This window comes from Bailinhaonella thermotolerans (assembly GCF_003594875.1).
GTDB lineage: Bacteria > Actinomycetota > Actinomycetes > Streptosporangiales > Streptosporangiaceae > Bailinhaonella > Bailinhaonella thermotolerans.
The window spans coordinates 432,514-456,724 of the sequence record NZ_QZEY01000005.1 but is presented as its reverse complement, the minus strand read 5'-3'; the positions used below and the strand labels follow the sequence as shown (position 1 = coordinate 456,724).

Annotated in this window: 22 protein-coding genes and 1 tRNA gene; 14 read left to right on the top strand and 9 right to left on the bottom strand. The window is 72.6% G+C overall.

Annotated elements, in window-relative coordinates:
- The first annotated feature begins 46 nt into the window (after positions 1-46).
- Positions 47-517, top strand: coding sequence for a MarR family winged helix-turn-helix transcriptional regulator (locus D5H75_RS17490; protein WP_119927508.1), 471 nt, complete (start codon positions 47-49; stop codon positions 515-517).
- A gap of 253 nt (positions 518-770) precedes the next feature.
- Here the strand turns inward: D5H75_RS17490 and D5H75_RS17485 are convergent.
- Positions 771-853 (bottom strand) — tRNA-Leu (locus D5H75_RS17485).
- A gap of 103 nt (positions 854-956) precedes the next feature.
- Here D5H75_RS17485 and D5H75_RS17480 point away from each other — a divergent pair.
- From D5H75_RS17480 to pknB, 7 genes are all read left to right on the top strand, one after another.
- The gene (locus D5H75_RS17480) at positions 957-1,694 is read left to right on the top strand and encodes an FhaA domain-containing protein (protein ID WP_119927507.1); all 738 of its coding nucleotides are present in this window, start codon (positions 957-959) and stop codon (positions 1,692-1,694) included.
- A gap of 17 nt (positions 1,695-1,711) precedes the next feature.
- Positions 1,712-2,182, top strand: a complete 471-nt coding sequence (locus D5H75_RS17475; RefSeq protein ID WP_119927506.1) for an FHA domain-containing protein FhaB/FipA — start codon at positions 1,712-1,714, stop codon at positions 2,180-2,182.
- A complete protein-coding gene (locus D5H75_RS17470) occupies positions 2,179-3,519 on the top strand; it encodes a Stp1/IreP family PP2C-type Ser/Thr phosphatase (protein ID WP_119927505.1) in 1,341 nt (446 codons plus the stop codon). The genes D5H75_RS17475 and D5H75_RS17470 overlap by 4 nt, the downstream gene beginning before the upstream one ends.
- Before the next feature lie 79 nt (positions 3,520-3,598).
- The gene (locus D5H75_RS17465) at positions 3,599-4,954 is read left to right on the top strand and encodes an FtsW/RodA/SpoVE family cell cycle protein (RefSeq protein WP_119927504.1); all 1,356 of its coding nucleotides are present in this window, start codon (positions 3,599-3,601) and stop codon (positions 4,952-4,954) included.
- A 19-nt stretch (positions 4,955-4,973) separates the two neighbouring features.
- Entirely contained in the window at positions 4,974-6,425 is a 1,452-nt protein-coding gene (locus tag D5H75_RS17460) for a peptidoglycan D,D-transpeptidase FtsI family protein (RefSeq protein WP_119927503.1), read from the top strand.
- Positions 6,425-7,795 (top strand): serine/threonine-protein kinase, encoded by a 1,371-nt coding sequence (locus D5H75_RS17455; protein ID WP_202638240.1) that lies wholly within the window; start codon positions 6,425-6,427, stop codon positions 7,793-7,795. The genes D5H75_RS17460 and D5H75_RS17455 overlap by 1 nt, the downstream gene beginning before the upstream one ends.
- 61 nt (positions 7,796-7,856) lie before the next feature.
- Positions 7,857-9,701: a Stk1 family PASTA domain-containing Ser/Thr kinase gene (gene pknB / locus D5H75_RS17450; RefSeq protein ID WP_119927602.1), complete on the top strand. Its 1,845-nt coding sequence runs from the start codon at positions 7,857-7,859 to the stop codon at positions 9,699-9,701.
- 299 nt (positions 9,702-10,000) lie between these two features.
- Here pknB and D5H75_RS17445 read toward each other — a convergent pair whose 3' ends face one another.
- The gene (locus D5H75_RS17445) at positions 10,001-10,639 is read right to left on the bottom strand and encodes an anthranilate synthase component II (RefSeq protein ID WP_479688593.1); all 639 of its coding nucleotides are present in this window, start codon (positions 10,637-10,639) and stop codon (positions 10,001-10,003) included.
- Positions 10,640-10,836: 197 nt separating this feature from the next.
- On the opposite strand from D5H75_RS17445, the gene D5H75_RS17440 reads away from it, so the two are divergent.
- Positions 10,837-11,085: a cell division protein CrgA gene (locus D5H75_RS17440; protein WP_119927502.1), complete on the top strand. Its 249-nt coding sequence runs from the start codon at positions 10,837-10,839 to the stop codon at positions 11,083-11,085.
- Between the two features lie 79 nt (positions 11,086-11,164).
- Here D5H75_RS17440 and D5H75_RS17435 read toward each other — a convergent pair whose 3' ends face one another.
- Positions 11,165-12,049: a rhomboid family intramembrane serine protease gene (locus tag D5H75_RS17435; protein ID WP_119927501.1), complete on the bottom strand. Its 885-nt coding sequence runs from the start codon at positions 12,047-12,049 to the stop codon at positions 11,165-11,167.
- A 96-nt stretch (positions 12,050-12,145) separates the two neighbouring features.
- On the bottom strand, positions 12,146-12,679 hold the full coding sequence (locus D5H75_RS17430; protein WP_119927500.1) for a peptidylprolyl isomerase: 534 nt from the start codon (positions 12,677-12,679) through the stop codon (positions 12,146-12,148).
- 335 nt (positions 12,680-13,014) lie between these two features.
- Between D5H75_RS17430 and D5H75_RS40900 the strand changes: the two genes are divergently transcribed.
- Positions 13,015-13,278, top strand: coding sequence for a hypothetical protein (locus D5H75_RS40900; RefSeq protein WP_147425194.1), 264 nt, complete (start codon positions 13,015-13,017; stop codon positions 13,276-13,278).
- Positions 13,279-13,467: 189 nt separating this feature from the next.
- Positions 13,468-14,550: an Rv3169 family protein gene (locus tag D5H75_RS17420; RefSeq protein ID WP_119927498.1), complete on the top strand. Its 1,083-nt coding sequence runs from the start codon at positions 13,468-13,470 to the stop codon at positions 14,548-14,550.
- Positions 14,551-14,786: 236 nt separating this feature from the next.
- On the opposite strand, the gene D5H75_RS17415 is transcribed toward D5H75_RS17420, so the two are convergent.
- The 4 genes from D5H75_RS17415 to D5H75_RS17400 all read right to left on the bottom strand — a co-directional run bounded on the left by D5H75_RS17415 (position 14,787) and on the right by D5H75_RS17400 (position 19,487).
- On the bottom strand, positions 14,787-15,575 hold the full coding sequence (locus D5H75_RS17415; RefSeq protein WP_119927497.1) for an arylamine N-acetyltransferase family protein: 789 nt from the start codon (positions 15,573-15,575) through the stop codon (positions 14,787-14,789).
- A 323-nt stretch (positions 15,576-15,898) separates the two neighbouring features.
- Positions 15,899-16,879, bottom strand: coding sequence for a zinc-binding dehydrogenase (locus tag D5H75_RS17410; protein ID WP_119927600.1), 981 nt, complete (start codon positions 16,877-16,879; stop codon positions 15,899-15,901).
- A 60-nt stretch (positions 16,880-16,939) separates the two neighbouring features.
- Positions 16,940-17,545, bottom strand: coding sequence for a class I SAM-dependent methyltransferase (locus D5H75_RS17405; RefSeq protein ID WP_119927496.1), 606 nt, complete (start codon positions 17,543-17,545; stop codon positions 16,940-16,942).
- A gap of 733 nt (positions 17,546-18,278) precedes the next feature.
- A complete protein-coding gene (locus D5H75_RS17400; RefSeq protein ID WP_242454301.1) occupies positions 18,279-19,487 on the bottom strand; it encodes a sensor histidine kinase in 1,209 nt (402 codons plus the stop codon).
- Positions 19,488-19,620: 133 nt separating this feature from the next.
- On the opposite strand from D5H75_RS17400, the gene D5H75_RS17395 reads away from it, so the two are divergent.
- Both D5H75_RS17395 and D5H75_RS17390 read left to right on the top strand, forming a co-directional pair.
- Complete coding sequence (locus tag D5H75_RS17395; RefSeq protein ID WP_119927494.1) at positions 19,621-20,370, top strand: ABC transporter ATP-binding protein; 750 nt, start codon at positions 19,621-19,623, stop codon at positions 20,368-20,370.
- Positions 20,364-22,751, top strand: coding sequence for an ABC transporter permease (locus D5H75_RS17390; RefSeq protein WP_202638239.1), 2,388 nt, complete (start codon positions 20,364-20,366; stop codon positions 22,749-22,751). Before D5H75_RS17395 ends, D5H75_RS17390 begins: the two co-directional genes overlap by 7 nt.
- Before the next feature lie 38 nt (positions 22,752-22,789).
- Here the strand turns inward: D5H75_RS17390 and D5H75_RS41630 are convergent, their stop codons facing one another.
- On the bottom strand, positions 22,790-23,662 hold the full coding sequence (locus tag D5H75_RS41630) for a helix-turn-helix domain-containing protein (protein WP_202638238.1): 873 nt from the start codon (positions 23,660-23,662) through the stop codon (positions 22,790-22,792).
- Positions 23,663-23,668: 6 nt separating this feature from the next.
- On the opposite strand from D5H75_RS41630, the gene D5H75_RS17375 reads away from it, so the two are divergent.
- Complete coding sequence (locus D5H75_RS17375; RefSeq protein WP_119927493.1) at positions 23,669-24,043, top strand: DoxX family protein; 375 nt, start codon at positions 23,669-23,671, stop codon at positions 24,041-24,043.
- Positions 24,044-24,211 lie beyond the last annotated feature (168 nt).

Here is a 24,211-nt window from a genome sequence, read left to right as displayed (position 1 = left end):
CAATGATTGAAGGAGTCGGATCGCTTACTTGGGTAGGGTGTGAGACATGGCCGCCGAGAAGCTCCGCACCGAACAGCACGCCGGCGCGATGGGCTGCCTCGGCTTCACGCTGGCGCGCCTCGGGCTCGCCGTGAACGCCCGCATGCAGGCGGCCATGTCGGTGACCGGGCTCAAGCCGCGGCAGTGCCTGGCCCTGCTGCATCTGTCGGAGTCGGGGGCGATGAGCCAGCTCTCCCTGGCCAAGGCCCTCCAGGTCGACCCGAGCGTGCTGGTGTCGATCCTCAACGAGCTGGAGCGCCGGGAGCTGGCCCGCCGCCGCCGCGAGCCGTCGGACCGGCGCAGGCACATCGTGGAGCTGACCGAGCGCGGCCGCGAGGTGGTGTCCGTCGTCGAGCGGTCGGTGTCCGAGGTCGAGCGCGAGCTCTTCGCCGGCCTGAGCCCGGCCGAGCGCGTCCTGCTCACCGACATGCTGAGCCGGATCGCCCCCGACGACCCCGTCGACTGCGAAGAGGACTGACGCCCGCGGAGGGCACGCACGCCCTCCAGACGCGCCTCGCACGTCTCCCGTCCGCTCTGTGGCGGTTCATCCCCCGGCGTACGAGTCCCTGGAAGCACACACGCGCCCTGGCGTCCCGGCTTCTCCAGGTTTATCGAATCTTTACCTTTTGCCGGGCTTGGCCTGCCGTACGAAAGAAAAAGACCCCGGCTCTTGCGAACCGGGGTCTGTTTCGTCACTGTGGGTCTGCCGCTTCCGCGGCGACCCGCCTGTGTGGGCGAGGAGGGATTTGAACCCTCACGTCCTTTCGGACACACGGACCTGAACCGTGCGCGTCTGCCGTTCCGCCACCCGCCCCTGGGTGCCGACAAAGGTTAGCACGAATCCTGCGCCACCTCAGAACCGGGCACGGAGGAACCCGGATACGATCGTCCTAGACGATGCGGAAGGGAGGTACCCGGTGGGAGTCCTGCAACGCTTCGAGCGAAGGCTTGAGGGTCTGGTTGAGGGTGCCTTCGCGCGGGCGTTCAAGTCGGAGCTTCAGCCGGTCGAGGTCGCCAGCGCGGTGCAGCGGGAGATGGACGAACGAGCGGCGATCGTGGCACAGGGCCGCACGCTCGTTCCCAACGACTTCGTGGTGGAACTTTCACTCGCCGACGGTGAGCGGCTTGAGGTCTACGCCGACAGCATCAGCCACGAGCTCGCCAACCTCGCCCGGGAGTACGCCAAGGAGCAGGGTTACTCCTTCGTGGGACCGGTCCGGGTGCGTTTCGAGAACGCCGAGGATCTGACGACCGGGATGTTCCGCATCCGGTCGGGCGTGATCCGCGGCGCCACGGTCGAGCAGGGCGAGGTGCGCCAGCCGCCGAGCGATGTGCCGTCGCCGGGGGGCGGGTTCGCGGGACGCCCGCGGCTCCTGGTCTCCACGGCGGACGATCCGGGCAGCCAGCGCTCGTACGAGATGACCACTCCGGTGACTCTGCTGGGCCGCGGGACCGACTGTGATCTGCGTCTCGTCGACCCCGGGGTCTCACGCCACCACGCCGAGCTGAGGGTGGAAGGCAGCGAGGTGGTCCTCGTCGACCTAGGCTCGACCAATGGCACCTTCGTCAACGGCCAGCCGGTGCGCCGGGTCTCGCTGCACGACGGGACTCGCGTGACGCTTGGCCGCACCACACTGGTTTTCCGGCGCGATTAGGGATAGATACACGGTCCATGTCCGAGCTCACACTGCTGCTGATCCGGCTCGCGTTCCTCGCGGTGCTGTGGTTCTTCGTGATCGCCGCGGTCGGTGTGATCAGGACGGACCTGTTCGGCCCCAAAACCGCCCCGGCCAACACCGCGCGAAAGCCTGCCAAGCAGGCCAAGCCGGCGATGCGGTCACGGCGGGGTGAGCCGCAGAAGCTCGTCGTCACCGGAGGTCCTTTGAACGGCACGACGCTCAACCTCACGGAAACCACGTTGATCACCATCGGCAGGGCGAATGACTCCACCCTGGTGCTCAACGACGACTACGCTTCGACCCGGCATGCCCGGCTCTTCCCACAGGACGGTCAGTGGATCGTGGAGGACCTCGGTTCCACCAACGGCACCTATCTCGACCGCTCGAAAGTGACCCGCCCGACTCCGGTGCCCATCGGCGTACCGATCCGCATCGGCAAGACCGTCATCGAATTGCGCAAATGACAATCGCACTCCGCTACGCAGCCCGCTCCGACGTGGGCCTCCTCCGCGAGGGGAACGAGGACTCCGCGTTCGCCGGGCCGCGCCTGCTCGCCGTCGCCGACGGAATGGGCGGCCACGCCGGCGGCGAGGTGGCCAGCTCGGTCGCCATCGCCGCCATGGCGAGCCTCGACGAGGCGGTCGCCCCCGACGCCGACCTGCTCGGCGCGATCGAGGCCGCCGTCCGCGACGCCAACAGACGGCTCCACGAGATCGTGGCGCGCGAACCCAGCCTCAAGGGCATGGGCACCACCCTGACGGCGATGCTGTGGTCGGGCCGCCGGGTCGCGCTCGTCCACGTCGGCGACTCCCGGGCCTACCTCCTGCGCGGAGGCGAGCTCTACCAGATCACGCACGACCACACGCTGGTCCAGTCGCTGGTGGACGACGGGCGGATCACGGCCGAGGAGGCCGCCACACACCCGCAGCGGTCCATATTGCTGCGCGCCCTCGACGGAAGCGGTGAGGTCGAGCCCGACCTGTCGCTGCGCGAGGCCCAGGTCAACGACCGCTACCTGCTCTGCTCCGACGGCCTGTCCGGGGTGATCAGCCCCGAGACGCTGCACCAGACGCTGAGCACGCTCGAGGACCCCGAGGCCGCCGTACGCCAGCTCATCGACCTGGCCAACCGCGGCGGGGGACCGGACAACATCACCTGCGTCGTGGCCGACGTGATCGAGCTGGGACCGGGCGAGCCGGGGCCGCCGGCCAAAGTGGCCGTCGTCGGCGCCGCGGGCAACAACCGCATGGGCCCGAGCCCGCTGCCGGACACCCCCGCGGGCCGCGCCAGCGCGCTGACCTCCGGGGAGTCCATCGGCTCGCCGCCCGTGGCCGAGGAGGACGAGCCGGAGCCGCCGCGCGCCGAGGACCCTCCCGCGCGGCGCAGGCGTTTATGGCCCGCCGTACTCGTGACGCTGGTGCTGCTGCTGGGCGCGCTGGGCGTGGGCGGGTACTTCGGCTACCAGTACACCCGGGACCAGTTCTTCGTGGGCAAGCACGACAGCGGCGACGGCGCCGTGGTCGCGATATTCCAGGGCATCGACCAGTCGATCTTCGGGTTCGACCTGTTCACCCTGGACAAGGCGACCACGATCTCCTTCGCCGGGCTGCCCGCGACGCAGAAGAAGATGGTCGAGGACGGCATCAGGGCCGACAGCCGCGAGGCCGCCGAGCAGCAGGTGGACAAGCTGCGGGCCTCCTCCGGCGACACCCCGCCGCCGGCCGGCGACGACAGCCCGGACGCCACGGGCAGCCCGACGCCGGACCCGACCACACAGACGCGACCAACGGGGGCGCCTTAGTGTCCGAGCGAAACGAGCGCCGCGCGCGCGGTGAGGTGATCGCGTGACGGCACCGGCGGTTGAGGCCAACCCGGTCCCCATGACGGCCAAGCGTCGGGGGACCCAGTTGTTCATGCTGACGTTCGCCGTCGCGATCGTCATGGCCGCCTACGCCATCGCCGGACTCGGCCAGGACGGCCAGGTCCCCGGCGACATGCTGACGTACGGCCTGGGCCTCGGCGCCCTCATGGCCGTGGCGTACATCGCGCTGGCGAAGTTCGCGCCGTGGGCGGACCCCCTGCTGCTCCCGCTGGTCACCGTGATCAACGGGCTCGGGCTCGTGCTCATCTGGCGCATCGACCACGCGGGCAGGAACGGCGCGTCCGCGCCCACCCAGCTCATGTGGACGGCGCTGGGCATCGTGGTGTTCGCGGTGACCCTGGTCGTGCTGCGCGACCACCGGGTGCTCCAGCGGCTCACCTACACCGCGGGCGCGCTCGGGCTGCTGCTGCTGATCCTGCCGCTGCTGCCGTTCATCGGCAAGGAGATCAACGGCGCGCGCATCTGGATCGGCATCGGCGGCTTCTCGATCCAGCCGGGCGAGTTCGCCAAGCTGGCGCTGGTCGTGTTCTTCGCCGGCTACCTGGTGGCCAAGCGCGACGTCCTGGCCCTGGCCGGGCGGCGGCTGCTGTTCATCGACCTGCCGCGCGCCCGCGACCTGGGCCCGGTCCTGATCACCTGGATCGTCAGCCTCGGCGTCCTGGTGCTCCAGAAGGACCTGGGCTCCTCGCTGCTGCTGTTCGGCACGTTCATCGCGATGCTCTACATCGCCACGCAGCGCACGTCGTGGGTGCTGATCGGGCTGCTGCTGTTCATCGGCGGGGCCTACCTCGCGTCCAAGATCCCGGCCTTCGGGCACGTGGACGCGCGGCTCCAGGTGTGGCTGAACCCCGAGGACCCCGAGCTCTACGACCGGGAGCTCGGCGGCAGCCAGCAGCTCATGCAGGGCCTGTTCGCGTTCGGCACCGGCGGCATCCTCGGCACCGGGCTCGGGGTGGGCAACCCCACGCTGATCCCGCTGTCGTTCTCCGACTTCATCCTGGCGGCGGCCGGCGAGGAGCTGGGCCTGACCGGGATCATGGCCATCATCATGATCTACGCCCTGATCGTGGAGCGCGGGCTGCGCATCTCGATCGCGGCGCGCGACCCGTTCACCAAGCTGCTCGCGGGAGGTCTGGCGTTCATCCTGGCCTGGCAGGTGTTCATCATCGTCGGCGGCGTCACCAACCTGATCCCGCTGACCGGCCTGGTCACCCCGTTCATGTCGCAGGGCGGTTCGGCCCTGCTGTCCAACTGGATCCTGATCGCGCTGCTCGTGCGGATGTCGGACACCGCCCGCCGTCCGCCGCCGCAGGCGATCCAGGACGAGGGGATGACGCAGGTGTTCCAGCGATGAACCGGACCGAGGGGGGGCCGTGAACAAGCCGATCCGGCGCGTGGCGATCGCGTGCCTGCTGATGTTCGGGCTGTTGCTCGTGAACGCCAACTACCTTCAGGCGATCAAGGCCGAGGACCTGCGCAAGGACAGCCGCAACAGCCGCAACTTCTTCGCCCGCTACAAGGTGGACCGGGGGTCCATCACGGCGGGCAACGTCACGCTGGCCGAGTCCAAGGAGGTCGGCGGGGAGTTCAAGTACCAGCGGAACTACCCGCACGGCCCGCTGTACGCCCACGTGACGGGCTTCTTCGGCCCCGAGAACGCCATCGGGGTCGAGGGCGCCGAGAACTCCATGCTCGACGGCTCCGACTCGCGCCTGGCGGTCAGCCGCTTCGTGGACATGGTGACCGGCAAGCCGCCGAAAGGCGCGACGATCGAGGTCACCATCAACCCCAAGGCGCAGAAGGCCGCCTACAACGCCCTCAAGGCCAGCGGCAAGAAGGGCGCCGTCGTCGCGCTCGACCCGAAGACCGGCGCGATCCTGACGCTCGTCTCGGTCCCGACGTACGACCCGAACCAGCTCGCGCCGGCGAACAAGGCCAAGGTCAACGAGGCGTACAACAAGCTCGACAAGGACAAGGACAAGCCGCTCCTCAACCGGGCGCTGAACCAGGCCTACCCGCCGGGCTCCACCTACAAGGTGGTGACCGCCGCCGCCTTCCTGTCCGACGACGAGGGCCGTAACGCGCAGACGCAGGTGGACGCGCCGACCTCGCTCGACCTGCCGCAGACCAGCCACAACCTGCCGAACTCCGGCGGCGCGGCGTGCGGCAGCGGCCAGGTGACGCTCATGTACGCGCTCCAGCGGTCGTGCAACACGCCCTTCGCGAAGATGGGCATGGAGCTCGGCTACAACAAGATGAACGAGCAGGCCAAGAAGTTCGGCGTGGGCGAGCCGCTGTCGGTGCCGGCCGTGGTGGACCGCAGCGACTTCGGCCCGGCCGACATGACGCAGGCCTCGCTCGCGATGTCCTCGATCGGCCAGTTCAGCGTCTCCATGACGCCGCTCCAGATGGCCATGGTCGCGGCCGGCATCGCCAACGAGGGCAAGGTCATGAAGCCGTACCTCGTGAAGAAGGTCGTCGGCCCGGACAACTCCGAGATCGAGGCCACCGAGCCCTCCGAGCTGTCCGAGGCGGTCACCCCCGAGGTGGCGCACGAGCTCCGCGACATGATGAAGGCCGTCGTCTCCCAGGGCACCGGCAGCGCCGCGCAGATCCAGGGCGTCGAGGTGGCCGGCAAGACCGGCACCGCGCAGACCGAGCCGGGCCGGGCGCCCCACGCCTGGTTCATCTCCTTCGCGCCCGCCTCCGACCCCAAGGTCGCCGTCGCGGTGATCGTCGAGTCGGGCAGCGCGGGCACGGAGGCCTCCGGCGGTCAGACCGCGGCCCCGATCGCCCGCGAGGTCATCAAGGCTGTGGTGGACTGATGGTTCCCGGCCCCGGCATCGTCCTCGGTGAGCGCTACAAGCTCGTCGAGCGCATCGCCGCGGGCGGAATGGGCGAGGTCTGGCGCGCCGAGGACGAGCTCCTGCGCCGCGAGGTCGCCGTCAAGCTGCTCCGCCCGCACGTCGCCGCGGACGCGCAGTTCCGCGAGCGGTTCCGGGCGGAGGCGCGCATCACCGCGGGCCTGTCCGACCCCGGGATCGCCCAGGTCTACGACTACGGCGAGCAGGACGAGATCGCCTACCTGGTGATGGAGCTGGTGGCGGGGGAGCCGCTGTCGGCCATCATCGCCCGGATGGGGCCGCTCAGCCCCGAGGTCACGCTCGACATGGTGCACCAGGCCGCGCGGGCCCTGGCCGCCGCCCACCGCGCGGGCGTGATCCACCGCGACGTGAAGCCCGGCAACCTGCTGGTCACCGACACCGGCGCCGTGAAGATCACCGACTTCGGGATCGCCCGGGCCGCCGAGGCCAACGGGCTCACCCAGACCGGCACGGTGATGGGCACGGCGCAGTACGTCAGCCCCGAGCAGGCGCAGGGCCTGCCGCTGACCCCCTCCACCGACCTGTACTCCCTCGGTGTGGTCGCCTACGAGTGCCTCGCCGGGCATCCGCCGTTCCGCGCCGACACCCACGTGGCCATCGCGCTCCAGCACCTGCACGAGGAGCCGCCGCCGCTGCCCGCCGAGGTCCCGCCCGCCGTACGCGACCTCGTCCTCGCCACGCTCGCCAAGACGCCGGAAGGCCGTCCGAGCAGCGCCGAGGAGCTGGCCGACCGGGCCTACGTCCTGCGCGATTCGCTGACCACGGGCGGGTTGAGTAGTCTCGACGTGGTGGCGGACCCGGCCGTGACGGGTCCGCAGTCCCCCGTCGGGCCCGCGACGGAGATCGCCGGACACCCGCCGGCGACGGGCGCGCCGGGGGCGGCCGGAAGGCGACGCGCGTTGGCCGTGCTCGCCGCGGCCGGCCTAGCGATCATCGTCATTGGGGTCATCATGGTCAGCGCGTTCACCGGCGATCGGGAGAAATCCCGGGGCGCCGACACGGGCTCGGAGACGAGCTCCTCGCCGACCCAGCCCCCGCACACGGACACGCCCCCTACCGGTCACAACAACACCAAGCTGCCGGGGTCCACCCAGACCCGCCGGGCGGTGCCGACGCCGAGCACGGCTCCTTCGGGGGCGACCCTGCCCCCGAAGCCGTCGCCGTCGACCGCTCCGCGGCCAACACCACCGTCACCCTCCCCCACGGCACCCGAGCCGACCCAGTCCCCGGATCCGGACGATTCGGAGACCCCGAGCGACACGCCCGGGCCCGGGGACGGCACGATTACGCCAACCGGCGGCCAAAACTAGGACGAGGGGTCGATGATGAGGAGGGCTGGCACAAATTGAACGGCAAGGGACAGTGCAGGACATGACTCAGCCCCGGGTACTCGGCGATCGATACGAGCTCGACGGTGTCGTCGGGCGCGGCGGTATGGCCGAGGTCTACCGCGCGCGCGACGTACGGCTGGATCGTGTCGTCGCCATCAAGACCCTCCGCTCCGACCTGGCGCGCGACCCCACCTTCCAGGCGCGGTTCCGCCGCGAGGCGCAGTCGGCCGCGTCGCTGAACCACCCGTCCATCATCGCCGTGTACGACACCGGCGAGGACATGGTGAACGACACGGCGGTGCCGTACATCGTCATGGAGTACGTCGACGGGCGCACTCTGCGCGACCTGCTGCGGGCCGACCGGCGGCTGATGCCGGAGCGGGCGCTGGAGATCGTGGACGGCATCCTGCGCGCCCTCGACTACAGCCACCGCGGCGGCATCGTGCACCGCGACATCAAGCCCGCGAACGTCATGCTGACGCGCGCCGGCGACGTCAAGGTCATGGACTTCGGCATCGCCCGCGCCGTGGCCGACTCCGCCGCGACCATGACGCAGACCGCGCAGGTCATCGGCACCGCGCAGTACCTCTCTCCGGAGCAGGCGCGCGGTGAGCGGGTGGACGCCCGTTCCGACCTCTACTCCACCGGCTGCGTGCTGTACGAACTGCTGACCGGGCAGCCGCCGTTCACCGGCGACTCGCCGGTGGCGATCGCCTACCAGCACGTAAAGGAGGACCCGGTCCCGCCGTCGCAGGTGGACCCGGAGATCCCGCGCTGGGCGGACGCGATCGTGCTCAAGGCCATGGCCAAGGACGCCGGGGAGCGCTACCAGAGCGCCGGCGAGATGCGCGCCGACATCCAGCGCGCGCTCCAGGGCATGCCGGTCGAGGCGCAGCAGACGATGGCGTTCCAGGGCACGCGGCAGATGACCGCGCAGGCCCCGGCCGCGCAGAGCACCACCGCGCTACCCGCCTACCAGTACGGCCCCGCGGACGGCGGCCCGCCCACGAGCGCGGGCGGCGGCCGGGGACGGCGCCGGTCGAGCGGCGGCAACGGCTGGAAGACCGCACTGTGGATCCTGATCCCGCTGCTGATCATCGCGGCGTTCGCAGGCGTGGGCTGGTATGTCCTGAGCTCGAACAACACGACCGCCGAGAAGGTCAAGGTGCCTCCGGTGCTCGAGATGAAGCAGTCGGAGGCCGAGAAGGCCCTCAAGGACGCCGGTCTGGTCCCGCAGGTCAAGGAGCAGCCGAACAACGAGTACGAGAAGGGCATCGTCTTCGACAGCGACCCCAAGGTCACCACGCAGGTGGAGAAGGGGTCCACGGTGACGCTGCTCGTGTCCGCGGGCAAGAAGCAGGTCGAGGTCCCGTCGGGGATCGTCGGCTCGACCCGCGACGAGGCCAAGAGCAAGCTGGAGGGGCTGGGCTTCAACGTCTCGACGAAGACGCAGGCGTCGTCCAAGCCCGAGGGCGAGGTCCTCAAGGTCAGCCCGAGGGAGGGCAAGAAGGTCGACGAGGGCTCCACGGTGACGATCACGGTCTCCGGCGGCCAGCCGAAGGTGCCTGACGTCGTCGGGCTCACCAAGGATCAGGCCATCGAGCAGCTCGAAGGCGCGAAGTTCAAGGTCGCCGTCCGCGAGATGCCGAGCGACAAGGACCCCGGCATCGTCTTCCGGCAGACGCCGTCCGGCGGCCGTGAGCTGGCTCCGAACTCGACTGTGGTCATCTACGTGTCCACCGGGCCGCAGGCGACGGAGCCGCCGCCCACGACGGACGAGCCGTTCCCGCCGACCCAGCCGCCGACCACGGAGCAGCCGCCCGAGGACGGCGAGGGGAACGACGGTTTCGGCCTGAACGAGTTCGGCCTGAACCGCAAGAACTGACCGGCTCGACCCCGAAGGGGCGCCTCCCCACCGGAGGCGCCCCTTCGCGTTCCCGCCCCTTCCGGCGTTCCCGCCCCTTGCCGACCGACGCCGCGCGGCCCATGGCGTACGGCGGCCCATGGCGTACGGCCCACGGCCCGGCGCGGCCCGCGGCGTACGGCCGGCGGCGGGGGACCGGGAGGCTCGGCGGGAGCCGTACCGGGGCGGCGGGGGCGCGGGCACAAAAAGGGAGGATCTCCGCCGCTCGGGGGCAACGGCGGAGACCCTCACTCAGATGTTCGTTCCGGGGAGGGCGGGTGTTACACCGTCCGCGTGAGCCAGTTGGAAAGAAGGCGGTGGCCCTGCTCGGAGAGCACGGACTCGGGGTGGAACTGCACGCCCTCGACGGGCGCGGCGCGGTGGCGCAGGCCCATGACGACGCCGTCGGTCGTGGTCGCGGTGACCTCCAGGTCGCCTGGGACGGTCTCGGGGACGACGGCGAGCGAGTGGTAGCGGGTCATGGGCACCGGATCGGGCAGGCCGGCGAAGACGCCGCGGCCGTCGTGGTGGATCCGGCTGGTGCGGCCGTGCATCGGCTCGGGCGCGCGGGCGACGGTGGCGCCGTGGGCGACGGCGATGGCCTGGTGGCCCAGGCAGACGCCGAGCAGGGGGACGCCGTGCTCGACCGCGTGGCGCACGAGGGGGACGCTCACCCCGGCGTCCTCGGGGGCGCCGGGACCGGGGCTGATCAGCACGCCGTCGAAGGCGTCCACGTCGCTCACGCGCACGTCGTCACGGTCGCGCACGTCGCAGCGCGCGCCCAGCTCGCTCAGGTACTGCACGAGGTTGTGGACGAAGCTGTCATGGTTGTCCACAACCAGGATGTGGATGGGCATCGGGGTCCGCTCGGGGGGCTTGCGGTGGAATCCGGGCAGGTCGGACCCGGGTGTCGTCTCCACAGGGTACGGCGGGCCGCGGAGGGGTCCGTGCGCCGCGGGGCCGCGCGCGGGCGCACGTGTGCACACAGCGCTGGTCACCAGCGGCTACGCTAGCCCCCAGACCACGCGGAGGCGGAACCGGCCGTGGAGCCGCGTGCCCGCCGGTCGCGGTCCCCCTCCAAGGGCGACCGAGGATCGCAACATCACAGGAGTTCGCCGTGCCGAAGCCCAAGACCCGCAAGAAGTCGGTCTACACTCCGCCGCCGAAGGCGCAGTCGGTGAAGGTGAGCCCGCGCTGGCTGGCTCCCACGATGGTGACCGCCTGGATCATCGGCATCATCTGGATCGCGGTCTACTACATCGCCGGCCCGAACATCAAGTTCATGGCCGACCTGGCCAACTGGAACCTGCTGATCGGGTTCGCGTTCATCATCTTCGGCGTGGTGCTGTCCACGAGGTGGCGCTAGGTTCTACCCCTAGCTCACCCGGGCTAAACGCGCCACCGTTTCCACAGAATTTATCCACAGCCTGGGGAAAGTCCACCGGTCAGCCGATGGGGCGCCCGAGCCGTTCGAGCTGCCAGCGCACGGTCTCGTCGAACGGCGGAGCGGCCAGCACGACCAGCATCAGCACGACGAGGACCGCCAGGACTCCGGCGAGCTGGATCGCCTGGCGGTTCTTCGCCGGCGCGTAGGCGAAGATCGCGGCCACCGCGACGCCGACGGCCAGGCCGCCCAGGTGCCCCTGCCAGCTGATGCCCGGGACGACGAACGTGATCACCACGTTGATGGCCAGCAGCACGAGCGCGTAGCGGGCGTCGAAGCCGAGCTTGCGCCCGAACACGATCACCGCGCCGAGCAGGCCCCAGACGGCGCCCGACGCGCCGAGGGCGGCCGCGCCGAACAGGTAGACCGCCACGCCCCCGCCGATCGCCGAGAGCAGGTAGAGCCCCGCGAAGCGGAGATGGCCGAGCCGGCGTTCGAGCTCGGGCCCGAAGAGGTACAGCGCCAGCATGTTGCCGACGATGTGGTAGATCGCCGTCTGGGAGTGCAGGAAGGCGCTCGTGAGCAGCCGCCACCACTCGCCCAGGACGTTCACGTGGATCGTGGACATCAGGAACCGCTCGGTGAAGCCCGGGACGGCGTACTGCGCCATGAAGGCCAGGACGTTGGCGGCGATCAGCGCCCAGGTCACCCCGGCGCTCCTGGTCACCCGGCCGCCGAAGACCGTGCGGGCCTGGCGCACGCCCCGGTTGCCCTCGGCGACGCACTCCACGCACTGGTGCCCGACGGCGGCCTCGCGCATGCAGTCGGGGCAGATGGGCCGCTCGCAGCGCTGACAGCGCACGTAGGTCTCCCGCCCCGGATGCCGGTAGCAGGTGGGGACGGCGTCCCTGGGCTGCGGTCCGGCCGCGGGGGGCTGATCGGTCATGGAGCCGGCACCTCTCTGACCTCGGAGACTGATACGCGCGGGAAAACGTGAGGGCTCACCCGTGTCGAACGGATGAGCCCGCCCACGGATTCCCGGTCAGACCTCGACGCGGTCGATCGTGACCTCTTCGAGCACGACGTCGCTCACCGGGCGCTCGCCGTACGTCTCGGACTTGGCGATGCGGTCCACGACCTCCTGGCCCTCGACGACCTCGCCGAAGATGGTGTGCTTGCGGTTGAGGTGCGGGGTCGGCACGACGGTGATGAAGAACTGCGAGCCGTTGGTGCCCCGGCCGAACTGGATGCCGGCGTTGGCCATCGCCAGGAGGTAGGGGCGGTTGAAGACGAGCTCGGGGTGGATCTCGTCGTCGAACTTGTAGCCCGGGCCGCCGACGCCCCGGCCGAGCGGGTCGCCGCCCTGGATCATGAACCCGTCGATCACGCGGTGGAAGATCGTGCCGTTGTAGAGCGGACGGGTGGTCTTCTCGCCGGTCTCCGGGTCGGTCCACTCCCGCGTGCCCTCGGCGAGCTCGACGAAGTTGCGCACGGTCTTGGGCGCCTTGGTCGGGAAGAGCCGGACCTTGATGGTGCCCAGGTTGGTGCGCAGATTCGCGAAAAGTTCCTCAGCCACGTCGGGCTGCCCCCTTCGAAGTCAGACGGTGTTTCCAGCATCCTCCCACGGAGCCCGATGGTTGAGCCGGGTCTGACCGGGAAGGGGGCTGTGGGGTTTCAACGACAGGGGAGGTTGTCGTGTCCCTCAGTATGAAGAAAGGTCGGCGGATGGCGAAGGACGCCGTTCGCCAGGCGCGGTTCGACCAGGTCCGAGGCCAGGTCGTGGACCGCGCGCAAGCAGTCTCCCAGCGTGTAGGCCCTATGACGCTCACCGCACGGGCGTGGATGGCGCCGCGTATCGATCGTGCCGCCCAATCGCTCGAGAGCGACATCGCTCCGCGCATGGCCAGGTTCATGTCGAACACCGCTCACCGCATCGAGCCGAGGCGCATGAGGCAGCGGCGGCGCTGGCCGCTCATGGTGCTGCTCGTGGGCTCGGCCGCGGCGGTGGCGGGGATCGTCATGCAGCGCAGGTCAGGCGGGCAGTGGTCCGACGCGACCAAGGCGGACGCGGCGGACTGGGCCGGCCAGAAGATCGAACAGGCTGGAGACAAGGTCGAGCAGATGACCGAGCGCGCGGCCGACCGCGTGAGCCGGTCCACTGACGACCGGCACTGATGTAACCCACAGGACGGCCCCGGACTCCCCCCGACTCCGGGGCCGTCCGCCTGTGGTCTCCCGCCGGGCGGCCGCCCGCCGCGTCATCAGCGGGACGGGCCAGGCGTTGACGCTCGGGCGGGTCCAGGCGTTGACGCTCGGGCGGTCCAGGCGTTGACGCCTTTACCAAGCGCTTGCTACAAGCGAGCCATGACCCTCTCGCCGCTCGACGACTACCCGGTCCACCAGGCGCCGCAGGTGATGCGGCACGTCGCCACCTCGGACCGCAACTTCTACGACCGGTACTACTTCAACTGCCATCCCTGCTCCGACGACCTCATGCTGATCGTCGGCGTCGGGCAGTACCCCAACCTCGGCGTCACCGACGCGTTCGCGTGCGTGCGCCGGGGCCCGCTCCACACCGTCGTACGCGCGTCCAGGGAACTCGGCGACGACCGCATGAACACGGCCGTCGGGCCGTTCCGCGTCGAGGTGATCGAGGGCCTCAAGCGGCTGCGCGTGGTGCTGGAGCCGGGCGAGCACGACCTGTCCTTCGACCTGACCTGGGAAGGCTCGATCCCCGCCACCCTCGAACCCCGCCACCACGTCCGCTGGCAGGAGCGCGTGGTCTTCGACTCGATGCGGCTCGCGCAGACCGGCCGCTGGACCGGGGAGCTCACGGTCGGCGGGGAGACCATCGCGGTCACGCCGGACCACTGGTGGGGCACCCGCGACCGCTCCTGGGGCGTGCGCCCGGTTGGCGAGCCCGAGCCGCCCGGGATCATGGTCAAGAACGCCGGCACGTTCTACTGGCTGTACGCGCCGATGCAGTTCGAGGACCACGCCATCCTCACGATCATCCAGGAGGACGAGAAGGGCCGCCGCGTGCTGGAGGAGGCCGTGCGCGTCTGGAACGACCCGGAGCGCGAGCAGGAGTATCTCGGCCGGCCGGAATACCTCCCGGTCTACGCCGCGGGCACCCGCGACGTGGTCACCGCGACGATCGCGTACAACCCGCCGGGGGGCAAACCCTTCGAGGTGCGCGCGACCCCGATCCTCCCCGTGCACCTCATGGTCGGCACCGGGTACGGCCTGGAGCCCGACTGGAAGCACGGCATGTACCAGGGGCCGGGCCCGGTCGTCCAGAGCGTCGTCTACGACACGCGCGAGCCCGGGGACGCCGCCCGCATGTGGGGCATGGTGGACGCCGTGGGCCGCTTCGAGTACGACGGCCAGGTCGGCTATGGCCTCTTCGAGTACTGGGCCCTCGGCCCCCACCCCAGCTTCCCCTGACCCGGCTCCCCCCGCGCCGGCGTCCCTTGACCCTGTGTCCCTTGACCCGACGTTCCCCTGAGCCGGCGTTCCCCTGACTCCGGCCCGTGAGCCGTACGGCAGGGCGCGTGCCGTACGGCCCGGGGCCGCGTGGCGCACGGCCCGGGGCGTGCCGTTGGCCCGGAGCGCGCCGTACGGCCCGGACGCGTGCGGTGCCGCCCGGGGCGCGTGGGGCGTACGGCCCGGGGCGCGGGGCGTCAGGGCTTGGGCTGCGGGATCGTCGGCGGGTGGGACAGTTCGACGCCGAAGTGGGTGCGGTACGCGGCGAGGAGTTCGGCGTCGCTGGTGAGGACGCGTTCCTCGCGGCCCTGCGGCGTGGTGGTGATCAGGGTGCGGCCGCTCAGCGAGACGCGGCCGCCCTCGGTGGGGAGGGAGCAGACGGGGGAGCGGGTGAAGTGCGACTTCGGGGAGGTGCGGTGCCACCAGCAGGTGGCCTCGAAGTCGGCGAGGTCGCGGGGACGCCGTTCCAGCCGGAACTGCGGCACGCCCTCGTGCAGGACGTCCAGGTCGCCGTCCCCCGCCTCGGCGAGGCGGAAGACGCCCTCGGGGTCCCGCTGGTCGGAGCGGCCGTCGAACAGGAGCGGGTGCCGCGCGAAGCGCCCGAAGCCGACGTCCGCCAGCCACGGCCCGTCGTTCCCCTCGGGCGTCTCCACGCGCAGCGTCAGATGGTCGTACGGCGGGCCGAGGCGGCCGTCGGCGTGCACGCGGGCGGCCAGGCGCTCGACGCGGTGGCCGAGGGCGGTCAGGAGCGCGGCGAACAACCCGTTGAGCTCGTAACAGAAGCCGCCGCGCCGCCGTACGACGACCTTGTCGTACAGGGCCTCCTCGGTGAGCGTGATCTCCTCGCCGAGGTGGATGGACAGGTTCTCGAACGGCACGGTGTCCAGGTGGCGCGTCTGGAGCTCGCGCAGCGCGTCCCCGTCCAGGCGCTGGGGCCGCTCGGCGCCGATGCGGGCGAGGTACGCCTCTACCTGCGACTCATCCATGAGAGCACCATTCGCTCAGGTGTTTCACGTGAAACATCGGCCTCGCCGGCCGTGGGCCTATTCACTCATCCCGCCGCCCGGCCCCGCCATCGGACCCCGGCCGTACGACGGAGGTCCGCCACCCCGCGAGGGGAGACGTTCGTGATCGCGCGGGTGGCGAGGCGCGACGGTGACCCGTGGTCGTGCGACGGGGAGCGGAGCCCTGTGGTCACGCGGGCGGCGGGGCGCGGTGGGCTGCGGTCACGCGGGCGGCGGGGCGCGGAGCCCTGTGGTCACGCGGGCGGCGGGGCGTGGCGCCGGCCCGACGCCGGGGGATGGCGAGGTCAGGGGATGAGGACGACCTTGCCGGTGGTGGCGCGGTTCTCCAGGGCGGTGTGGGCGGCGGCGGCGTCCTTGAGCGCGAAGGGCTCGCTGATCAGGGGCACGAGCCGGCCGGTCGCCGCCGCCCGCATCGCGGCCTCCTCGAAGGGGCGCATCCCGCCGGGCCGGTTGACCCGCGGGCCGATGCCGAACGACGCGGTGAGGCCCCCGGCGTACAGGACCTCGGTGGTGATCTCCAGCGGGCCGCCGCCCGACCAGCCGAACATGATGATCCGCCCGCCCTGCGCGAGCAGCTTCAGCGCCCGGTTCCCCGCGTCGCCGCCGACCCCGTCCAGCAGCACCGTGGGCTCGCGGCCGGCCAGCCCCCGGCGTACCTCGTCCTCCCAGTCCGGCAGGGTGTAGTCCACGGCGACGTCCGCGCCCAGCCCCCGCACCAGCTCGACCTTGGCGGGTCCGCCCGCGAGCCCCACCGACGTGGCGCCGACGTGCCGGGCCTCCTGGATCAGGAGGTTCCCGATCCCGCCGGCCGCCGCCGTCACGATCACGACGTCGTCGGCGGTCAGCGCCGCCGCCTCCAGGATGCCCATCGTGGTGCGCCCGGTGCCGATCATCGCCACCGCCGCCTCGTACGACAGGTCGGCGGGGATCTCGTGCACGTGTTCCAGCTCGCGCACGGCCTTCTCGGCGTACCCGCCGCTCGCCATCCCCAGGTGCGCCACGACACGCTTGCCCACCCAGGAGGGGTCCACGCCGTCCCCGACGGCGTCCACGACCCCCGCGACCTCCCGGCCCGGCGTCATGGGCAGCTCGGGGAGGGCGAACGGCCCGCCCGCGCCGCCCTGCCGGATCTTCGTGTCCACCAGGTGCACCCCGGCGGCCCGCACGGAGATCCGCACCGTGCCCGGCCGGGTCTCCGGATCGGCCACCTCCTCGTACCGGAGGTTCTCCGCCGGGCCGAACTCGTACTGCCGAATCGCGAACATGATCAACTCCCCGTCGTCGCCACTGGGAAGCCCATCATGAAACCTCAACCGAACTAGAGGTCAAGCCGTCTTCGTGGCGCGCACGAGGAACACCGCCCGCCCGCCGGCCTCGATCCGCGCCCCGGCCGCGTCAGGGAACCCGCCCTCGGCGGCCACCGCCACGGCCTCCTCCACGCTCGCCGGGATCGGGATGTCCGGGGCGAGGAGCGCGGCCATCTCCGCGGACGGCCGGAACGTCTCCGCGGACGGCAGCGTGAAGGCGACGCGTCCGCCGGGCCGGAGCACGCGCCCCCAGTCCAGCACGGCCCGCCGTCCCAGGAAGTGCAGCGCCGACGCGCAGACCACGAGGTCGGCCACGTCCACGGGCGCGGGCACCGCGTCCCCCACGCGCCACTCGATGCGCCCCTCCGGATCCAGCGCCGCCGCCTTCTCCCTGGCCACCGCGATCATTCCCGGCGAGACGTCCACCGCCACCACCCGCCGCGCCCCCAGCACCCGCACCGCAGCGAAGGCCGCGTCCCCGGTCCCGGTGCCCGCGTCCACCACCGTCCCCGGCGGCCCGTCCCCGGCCACCGTCTCCACCAGCCGCCAGGCCACCACCCGGTGAAAGGAGTCCCCGTCGTACTCCCCGGCCACCCCGTCGAACCCCGCTCCAACCCCGCTCATCCCCGCACCCTATTCCGCCCGCCCCGGCTCCTTCACCGCTGCTCCTTTTCGCCCGGGATTCCGCCTCTTACCGGGGTTCCGCTTCTTGCCAAGCTTCGCCTCTTGCCGGGGTTCCGCCTCTTACCGGAGTTCCGCCTCTTACCGGAGTTCCGCTTCTTGCCAAGCTTCGCCTCTTGCCACCGTCCCGTCCCTTGCCGCCTTCCTGTTTTCCGCCGACGTCCCGTCCCTTGCCGCGTTCCCGTCTCTTGCCGGGGGTCCCGTCTCTTACCAGGGGTTCTGTACGGCTGGCGCCCCGCTGACCTTGATCTCCAGGCTGAAGCACCCCCGCCGACGCGCGATCCCCCACGCCGTAACCCGTGAGGGCGCTGCCTCTCTGCGGAGTGGTGGTCCCGCCGCCCGCTCCTGGTCCGTAGACGTGCCGGCATCGCGCCGGGTCAGACGTGGCAGGGGGCGCGGAGGATTCGCCCTGGGAGCGGACGAGGGTTGCGCGACCGGGCGAGGGGGGTCGCACCACTCCCTAGAGAGGGAGAGCCCTCGCGGGGGGTGGGCCGAGGTTTCGGGTGCTGGGGGGCGGCTTCGGCGAGGGGATCAAGGTCGGGCCCGGCGCCAGCCGTACGGGATCTTCGCCTTGGTCGTCACATCTCGCTGGGCGATACGTCGGTGCCCCGGCTACCCGGGTGATCTCCCATGTTTCACGTGAAACATTGGGACTCCTTGGGCCGGGCAGTGGTTTCTAGGTCTCCTGGCGAAGGGGGATCTCCAGGGTCAGGCGGGTGGGGCCGCCCGGGGGGCTGGAGAGGGCGAGGGTGCCGTCGAGTACGGCGGCGCGATCGGCCAGGCCGGTCAGGCCCGTTCCCCTGGCCGGGTCGGCGGCGCCCTTGCCGTCGTCGCGGATCTCCAGGAGGAGGCGCGTGCCCTGGGCGGACAGGCGCCCCCTCACCCACGCGCGGGTCGCGCCGCTGTGCTTGGCCACGTTGGCGAGGGCCTCGGAGACCACGTAGTAGGCCGCGACCTCGACGGCGGAGGGCAGGCGCGAGGGGAACTCCATGTCCACCTCGACCGGGACGGGGGAGCGGGCGGCCAGGTCCCGCGTGGCGGCGGCGAGACCCCGGTCGGTGAGGACGTGGGGGTGGACGCCGCGGATCAGCTCGCGGAGTTCGGCCAGCGCCCGCTTGGCCTGCGCGTGGGCCTTCTCCACCCGGTCGGCGGCGGGCGATCCGGGCGGCAGGTCGAGGCGGGCCAGGCCCAGCGTCACCGTCAGCGCCACGAGCTGCTGCTGCGCGCCGTCGTGCAGGTCGCGCTCGATGCGCCGGCGCTCGACCTCGAACGCGTCCACCAGCCGGGCCCGCGACCGCACGACCTCGCCCAGCTCCGCCTCGCGGGGGACGAGCAGGGCCCGCGTCATCGCGGCCCGGCCCCCGGCCCACGCGGTGATCGGGTAGGCGGCCAGCGGCAGCGTGCCCAGCCCGGCGAGCGGCGCCATCACGTCCAGGAACACCGGCGAGCCCGGCTGGAACGGCGCGGTCATCAGCGAACTCGGGATGCCCACCGCGAGGATGAGCATGCCCAGGTCGATCCACCACAGCGCGAGCATCGACGCGAAGGTGTACCCCAGCTCCCGCCACATCGACGAGTCGCGCAGCCGGGTCCGCCACGGCCCGTGCGAGGGTCCCGCGGGCAGCGGCGCGGGGTCCAGCAGCCGCAGCCGCCACCGCTCGAACCGCATCACCAGCGGCCCGGCCGCCATCGCCAGGACCAGCCCGATCACGGCCACGGCGGCCAGCCCGGCGACGGTCTGGGTGAGCACCAACCCCACGACCGGGATCAGCACGCCCATCCCGAGCACCCCGCCGGAGAGCAGGTACGCCAGGGAGCGCCACGGCCACGACGACGTGAGGAAGGGGACGGGACTCCTGGTCATGGCCTCGAAAGCGCTCGACACCCCTCGACGCTACCCGCCGCCCCGAGCCCGGTCGGTAGTGCCAGGTATACCTTTCCCCCTCGCCCCAGGGTGACCGCGGGGACTCGCCCCAGCGCCAATGACCGGCGGCCCCGGCTCCGATGGGCTTGGGGGCATGACAAACACCCCTCGCGACGTCGTGGAGCTGTGGTCCGTGACCAAGGTGTACGGCGGGGCCGGCGGCTCCCCGGTGACCGCGCTCGACAACGTGACCGCCGGCTTCCCCGAGGGCACCTTCACCGCGGTGATGGGCCCCTCCGGCTCCGGCAAGTCCACGCTCATGCACTGCGCCGCCGGCCTCGACCGGCCCACCGACGGCAAGGTCATCGTCGCCGGGACCGACCTCGGCGGCCTCGACGAGACCGCGCTCACCCTGCTCCGCCGCGAGCGCGTCGGGTTCGTGTTCCAGGCGTTCAACCTGGTCTCCGCCCTGACCGCCGAGCAGAACGTCGCCCTCCCGCTCCGCCTCGCCGGCCGCCGCCCCGAGCCCGCGCGGGCGCGCGCGGCGCTGGCCGAGGTGGGCCTGGCCGAGCGCGCGGGCCACCGGCCCAGCGAGCTGTCCGGCGGCCAGCAGCAGCGCGTGGCGATCGCCCGCGCCCTGATCACCCGCCCCGCCGTGCTCTTCGCCGACGAGCCCACCGGGGCGCTCGACAGCCGCACCTCCCGCGAGGTGCTCGGCCTGCTCCGCCGCCTGGTGGACGAGCACCGCCAGACCGTCGTCATGGTCACCCACGACCCCGTCGCCGCCGCGTACGCCGACCGGCTGCTCCTGCTCGCCGACGGCCGCGTCGCGGGGGAGATGTCCGGCGACCTCGACGCGGAGGCGATCGCCGCCCGCCTGGCCCACCTGGAGGACGCGTGCTGAGCCTGGCCATGGTCCGCGGCCGCCGCGCCGCGTTCGCCGGTTCGTTCGTCGCGCTGGTCCTGGGCGCCGCGATCCTGTCCCTGTCCGCGCTCATGCTGACCTCAGCCGCGCCCCGGCCGCCGGAGCACTACGCCGCCGCGCCGGTTCTCGTGCGCGCCCCGGCCGCGGCCGCCCAGGGGGAGGGGGTCTTCGCCGAGCCGGTCCCGTGGTCGCCGGAGACGGTGTCCGCGCTGGTCACCCGGTTGCGGGGGATTCCGAGCGTGGCGGCCGCGGTCCCCGACCGTTCCTTCTACGCCCAGCCCGTCGTCGGCGGGCGTCCCGTCGCGGGGGAGGTCACGGGCCGCGCCTGGTCCGGCGCGGCGCTCTCGCCGTACCGGATCGTGCGGGGCGCGCCGCCGCGCGGTGACCGCGAGGTCGTCGCCGGGACCGCGCTCGGGCTCGCGCCGGGCTCCCGCCTCACCGTGCTCACCGCCGCCGGGCCCGCGCCGTACACCGTCAGCGGGGTCACGGACGGCCCCGGCCTGTACGTCGGGGACGCGGCGGCGGCGCGGCTCGCGGGCGGGGTGCGCGTGATCGGGCTCCGCACGGCCCCGGGCGCGGACGAGGCGGCGGTCGCGGCCGCCGCCCGAGCGATCGTGGGCGGGGCGGGAAGCGTGCTCACGGGGGACGCTCGCGCCGAGGCCGAGCCCGCCGGAGACCGCAAGCTGCGCTGGATCGGCCTGCAGGTGCTGACGGCGGTGGCCGCCCTCGGCGGATTCGTCTCGGTCTTCGTCGTCGCCTCGACGTTCGCGTTCGGGGTCGCGCAGCGCCGGCGTGAGTTCGGCCTGCTCCGCGCCGTCGGGGCCACCCCGCGCCAGATCAGGCGCACGGTGTACGGCGAGGCGCTCGCGGTCGGGCTGGTCGCGGCCCCGCTCGGCGTGGCGCTCGGCGCGCTGGCCGCCCCGGTGCTCGGCGGGCTGCTGGTCGAGGCCGAACTCCAGCCGCCGAGTTTCACCGTCGGGTTCTCGCCCTGGCCGCCGATCGCGGCGTTCCTCCTCGGCCTGGTGGTCGCCCTGCTCGGCGCCTGGTCGGGGTCGCGCCGCGCCGCCGGCGCCCGCCCGCTGGAGGCGCTGCGCGAGGCCGCCGTGGACACCCGCCCCATGAGCCGCTCCCGCTGGGTCCTCGGCCTGCTGGCGCTGGCGCTCACCGTCCCGTTCGGCGTGGCCGCCGCCACCGCCGACGCGCGGAACATCGGCGCGTACGGCCTGTTCACGGCGATGGCCGTGACGATCGCGGCGACCCTGCTGGCCCCGGTCGTGATCCCGCCGGCGGCCCGCCTCCTCACCCGCCCCCTGGCGCGCGGGGCCATCGGGCTGCTGGTCCGCGAGAGCGCTCTGACGTCGGTGCGCCGCACGGCCTCCACCGCCGCCCCGATCCTGCTCACGGTCGGCTTCTCCGTGCTGGTCACCGGCATGGTCCAGACGACCACGGCCGCCTACGCCCAGCGCGACACGACCGCCGCCCGCGCCGCGGCCGTGATCACCCCGAAGGACACGCCCGGCCTCCCGGACACGGCCGCCGAGGGCGCCCGGTCGCCCCTCCCCACCACCGTCTACCGGGGCCGCGACCCCATCCCCGCCCTCGGCCTGGACCCCGCCGACCTCCCCGCCCCGCCGCGCGGCGACGCTCCGGGGAAGGAGGCCGGGCCCGGAACGGGGTTCCTGGTGGCCGCCGAGTCCACGGCCCGGCGGTACGGCTGGCGCGCGGGAGGCGTGGCCGAGGTGACCTTCGAGGACGGGCGCGCGATCGCCGTCCCGGTGGCCGCCGTGGTGCCGGACTCGGAGGCTCCCGCGCCGGTGGCGCTGCCCCGCGCCGCCGTACGCGCCCACGACCCCTCGGCCCTCGCGCCGGTCGCCTACCTCGGCGGCCCGCCGGACGCCCCGCCGGGCCCCGGGGCCGAGGTGGTGACTCCGGCGGAGTACACGCGGATCGCCGAGACCGACGACGACCGGCAAGTGTGGATCTTCACGGTCATCCTGGTCGGCATCAGCGCCGGGTACAGCGCCCTCGCCATCGCCAACACGCTCCTGATGGCGACCGCCTCGCGCCTGCGCGACTTCAGGACCCTCCGGCTGTCGGGGGCGACGCCGCGCCAGGTCCTGGCCACGGTCGCCGCCGAGTCCGCCCTGGTGGTGGGCGTCGGCACTCTCCTCGGCCTGGCCATCGCCGCCGTCGGCCTGACGGTCATGCACCGGGGCCTGGCCGGCGAGATCGGCGAGGTCCCCCTGGTGATCCCCGTCCCGGTCATCCTCGCCGTGGTGGCCCTGAGCCTCGTCCTGGCCCTCCTGGCGAGCGTCCTCCCCGCCCGGCGGGCCCTGCGTCACCCTCCGGCCGCCACCTGACCAACGGGGGCGCCCCCCGGATCCCGGCCTGGCTCGCGTCAGGGGCGGAAGGTGGCGGGGGTGCGGCCGATCAGGGCGCGGGCCGTCCTCGTGAGGTGGGCCTGGTCGGCGAAGCCCGCGTCGGCGGCGGCCGGCGCGACCGGCGCGGCGCCGAGGCGGGCCACCGCGTCGCGCAGCCGCTCCCAGGCGCGCAGCCGTACCAGCGGAACGCCCGCCTCCTCCCGCACCAGCGCCCGCAGCCTCGGGGGCGACAGCCCGACCTCGGCCGCGACGTCGGCCAGGAACCGCGCGCCCCCGCTGCGCCTTACGGCGTGAGCCACGCGCGGATCGGGGACGCGGCCGGGCCCGGCGAGGGCGGCGATCTCGGCGCGGGCGGCGGCGAGGTCGGGCGTCCCGCGCCCCGGCTCCGCCGCCCCGGGCCCGAGGGCCGCCAGGGCCCGCCGTACCGCGGTGGGGTCGAGCGGGGTCAGCGGGAATCCGGGCGGCAGCGCCCACGGATCCAGGAAGAGCGCGACAAATCCGGCGGAGGACGCCGACGCGTGCCGGACCAGCGGGGGCACGATGACCCCCGGGGCCCGGATAGCCCGGCCGCCCGCCACGGAAACCGAGATCGCGCCCCGGCCGCCCGCGCCCGGCCCGCCGTACTCCTCGCCCCCGCCCGGCCGGACGTCCTCCTCGCCCCCGCCCAGCCGCCCGCCCTCCTCGCCCCCGCCCAGCCGACCGCTCTGCTCGCCCCCGCCTGACCGGCCGTCCTCCTCGCCCAGCGCGAGCACGATCTTCCACGCCGGATGCGTGTGCCACGCGACGCCGTACCCCCGGCTCTCCGCGAACAGCGTGATCCCCGCCGCGCGGGCGAACCCGAGGCGGCGATCGTTCCGTTCAAGCGCCCAGGAGCGCGGCGGCGGGAGCATCGCGCCATGCACGCTATCGCCACCGCCGCGCTGGCCGTCTTCCTGGTCGCCGTGGGCGTCACGCACTTCCTCGCACCCCGGTACTTCCGCTCGCTCGTCCCCACCCCGCTCGCCCGGCACGCCGGCGCGCTCGTGGCCCTCAGCGGCGTCGCGGAGATCGTCACGGGCGTCCTCGTCGCCGTGCCGGCCACCCGTGCGCTCGGCGCGTGGACCGCCGCCGCGCTGATCACCGGCTACCTGTCCTCGCACCTCGACGCCGCGCGGCACGCCCGGCGCGACCACCCCAGCCCGCTGTGGCGGCCGTACGGCGTGGCGGGGCGCGTCGCCGTGAACCTCCTCTACATCGCCTGGGCGGCCGGTGTGGCGCTCGGCGCGGCGTGACCGGAGGAGCCGGCGGTGTGACCGGAGATGTCGGCGGCGTGACCGGAGGGGGCCGTGAGAAGGACGTGACGCTCTTCGCAAGTAGGCAGTGGAAGGTCCTTAAGCGCTCTTTTGGGGTACTCGCTTGTTATCCAACCCGAGCGGCAACCCCGTGGCTTGCTAGGCTTC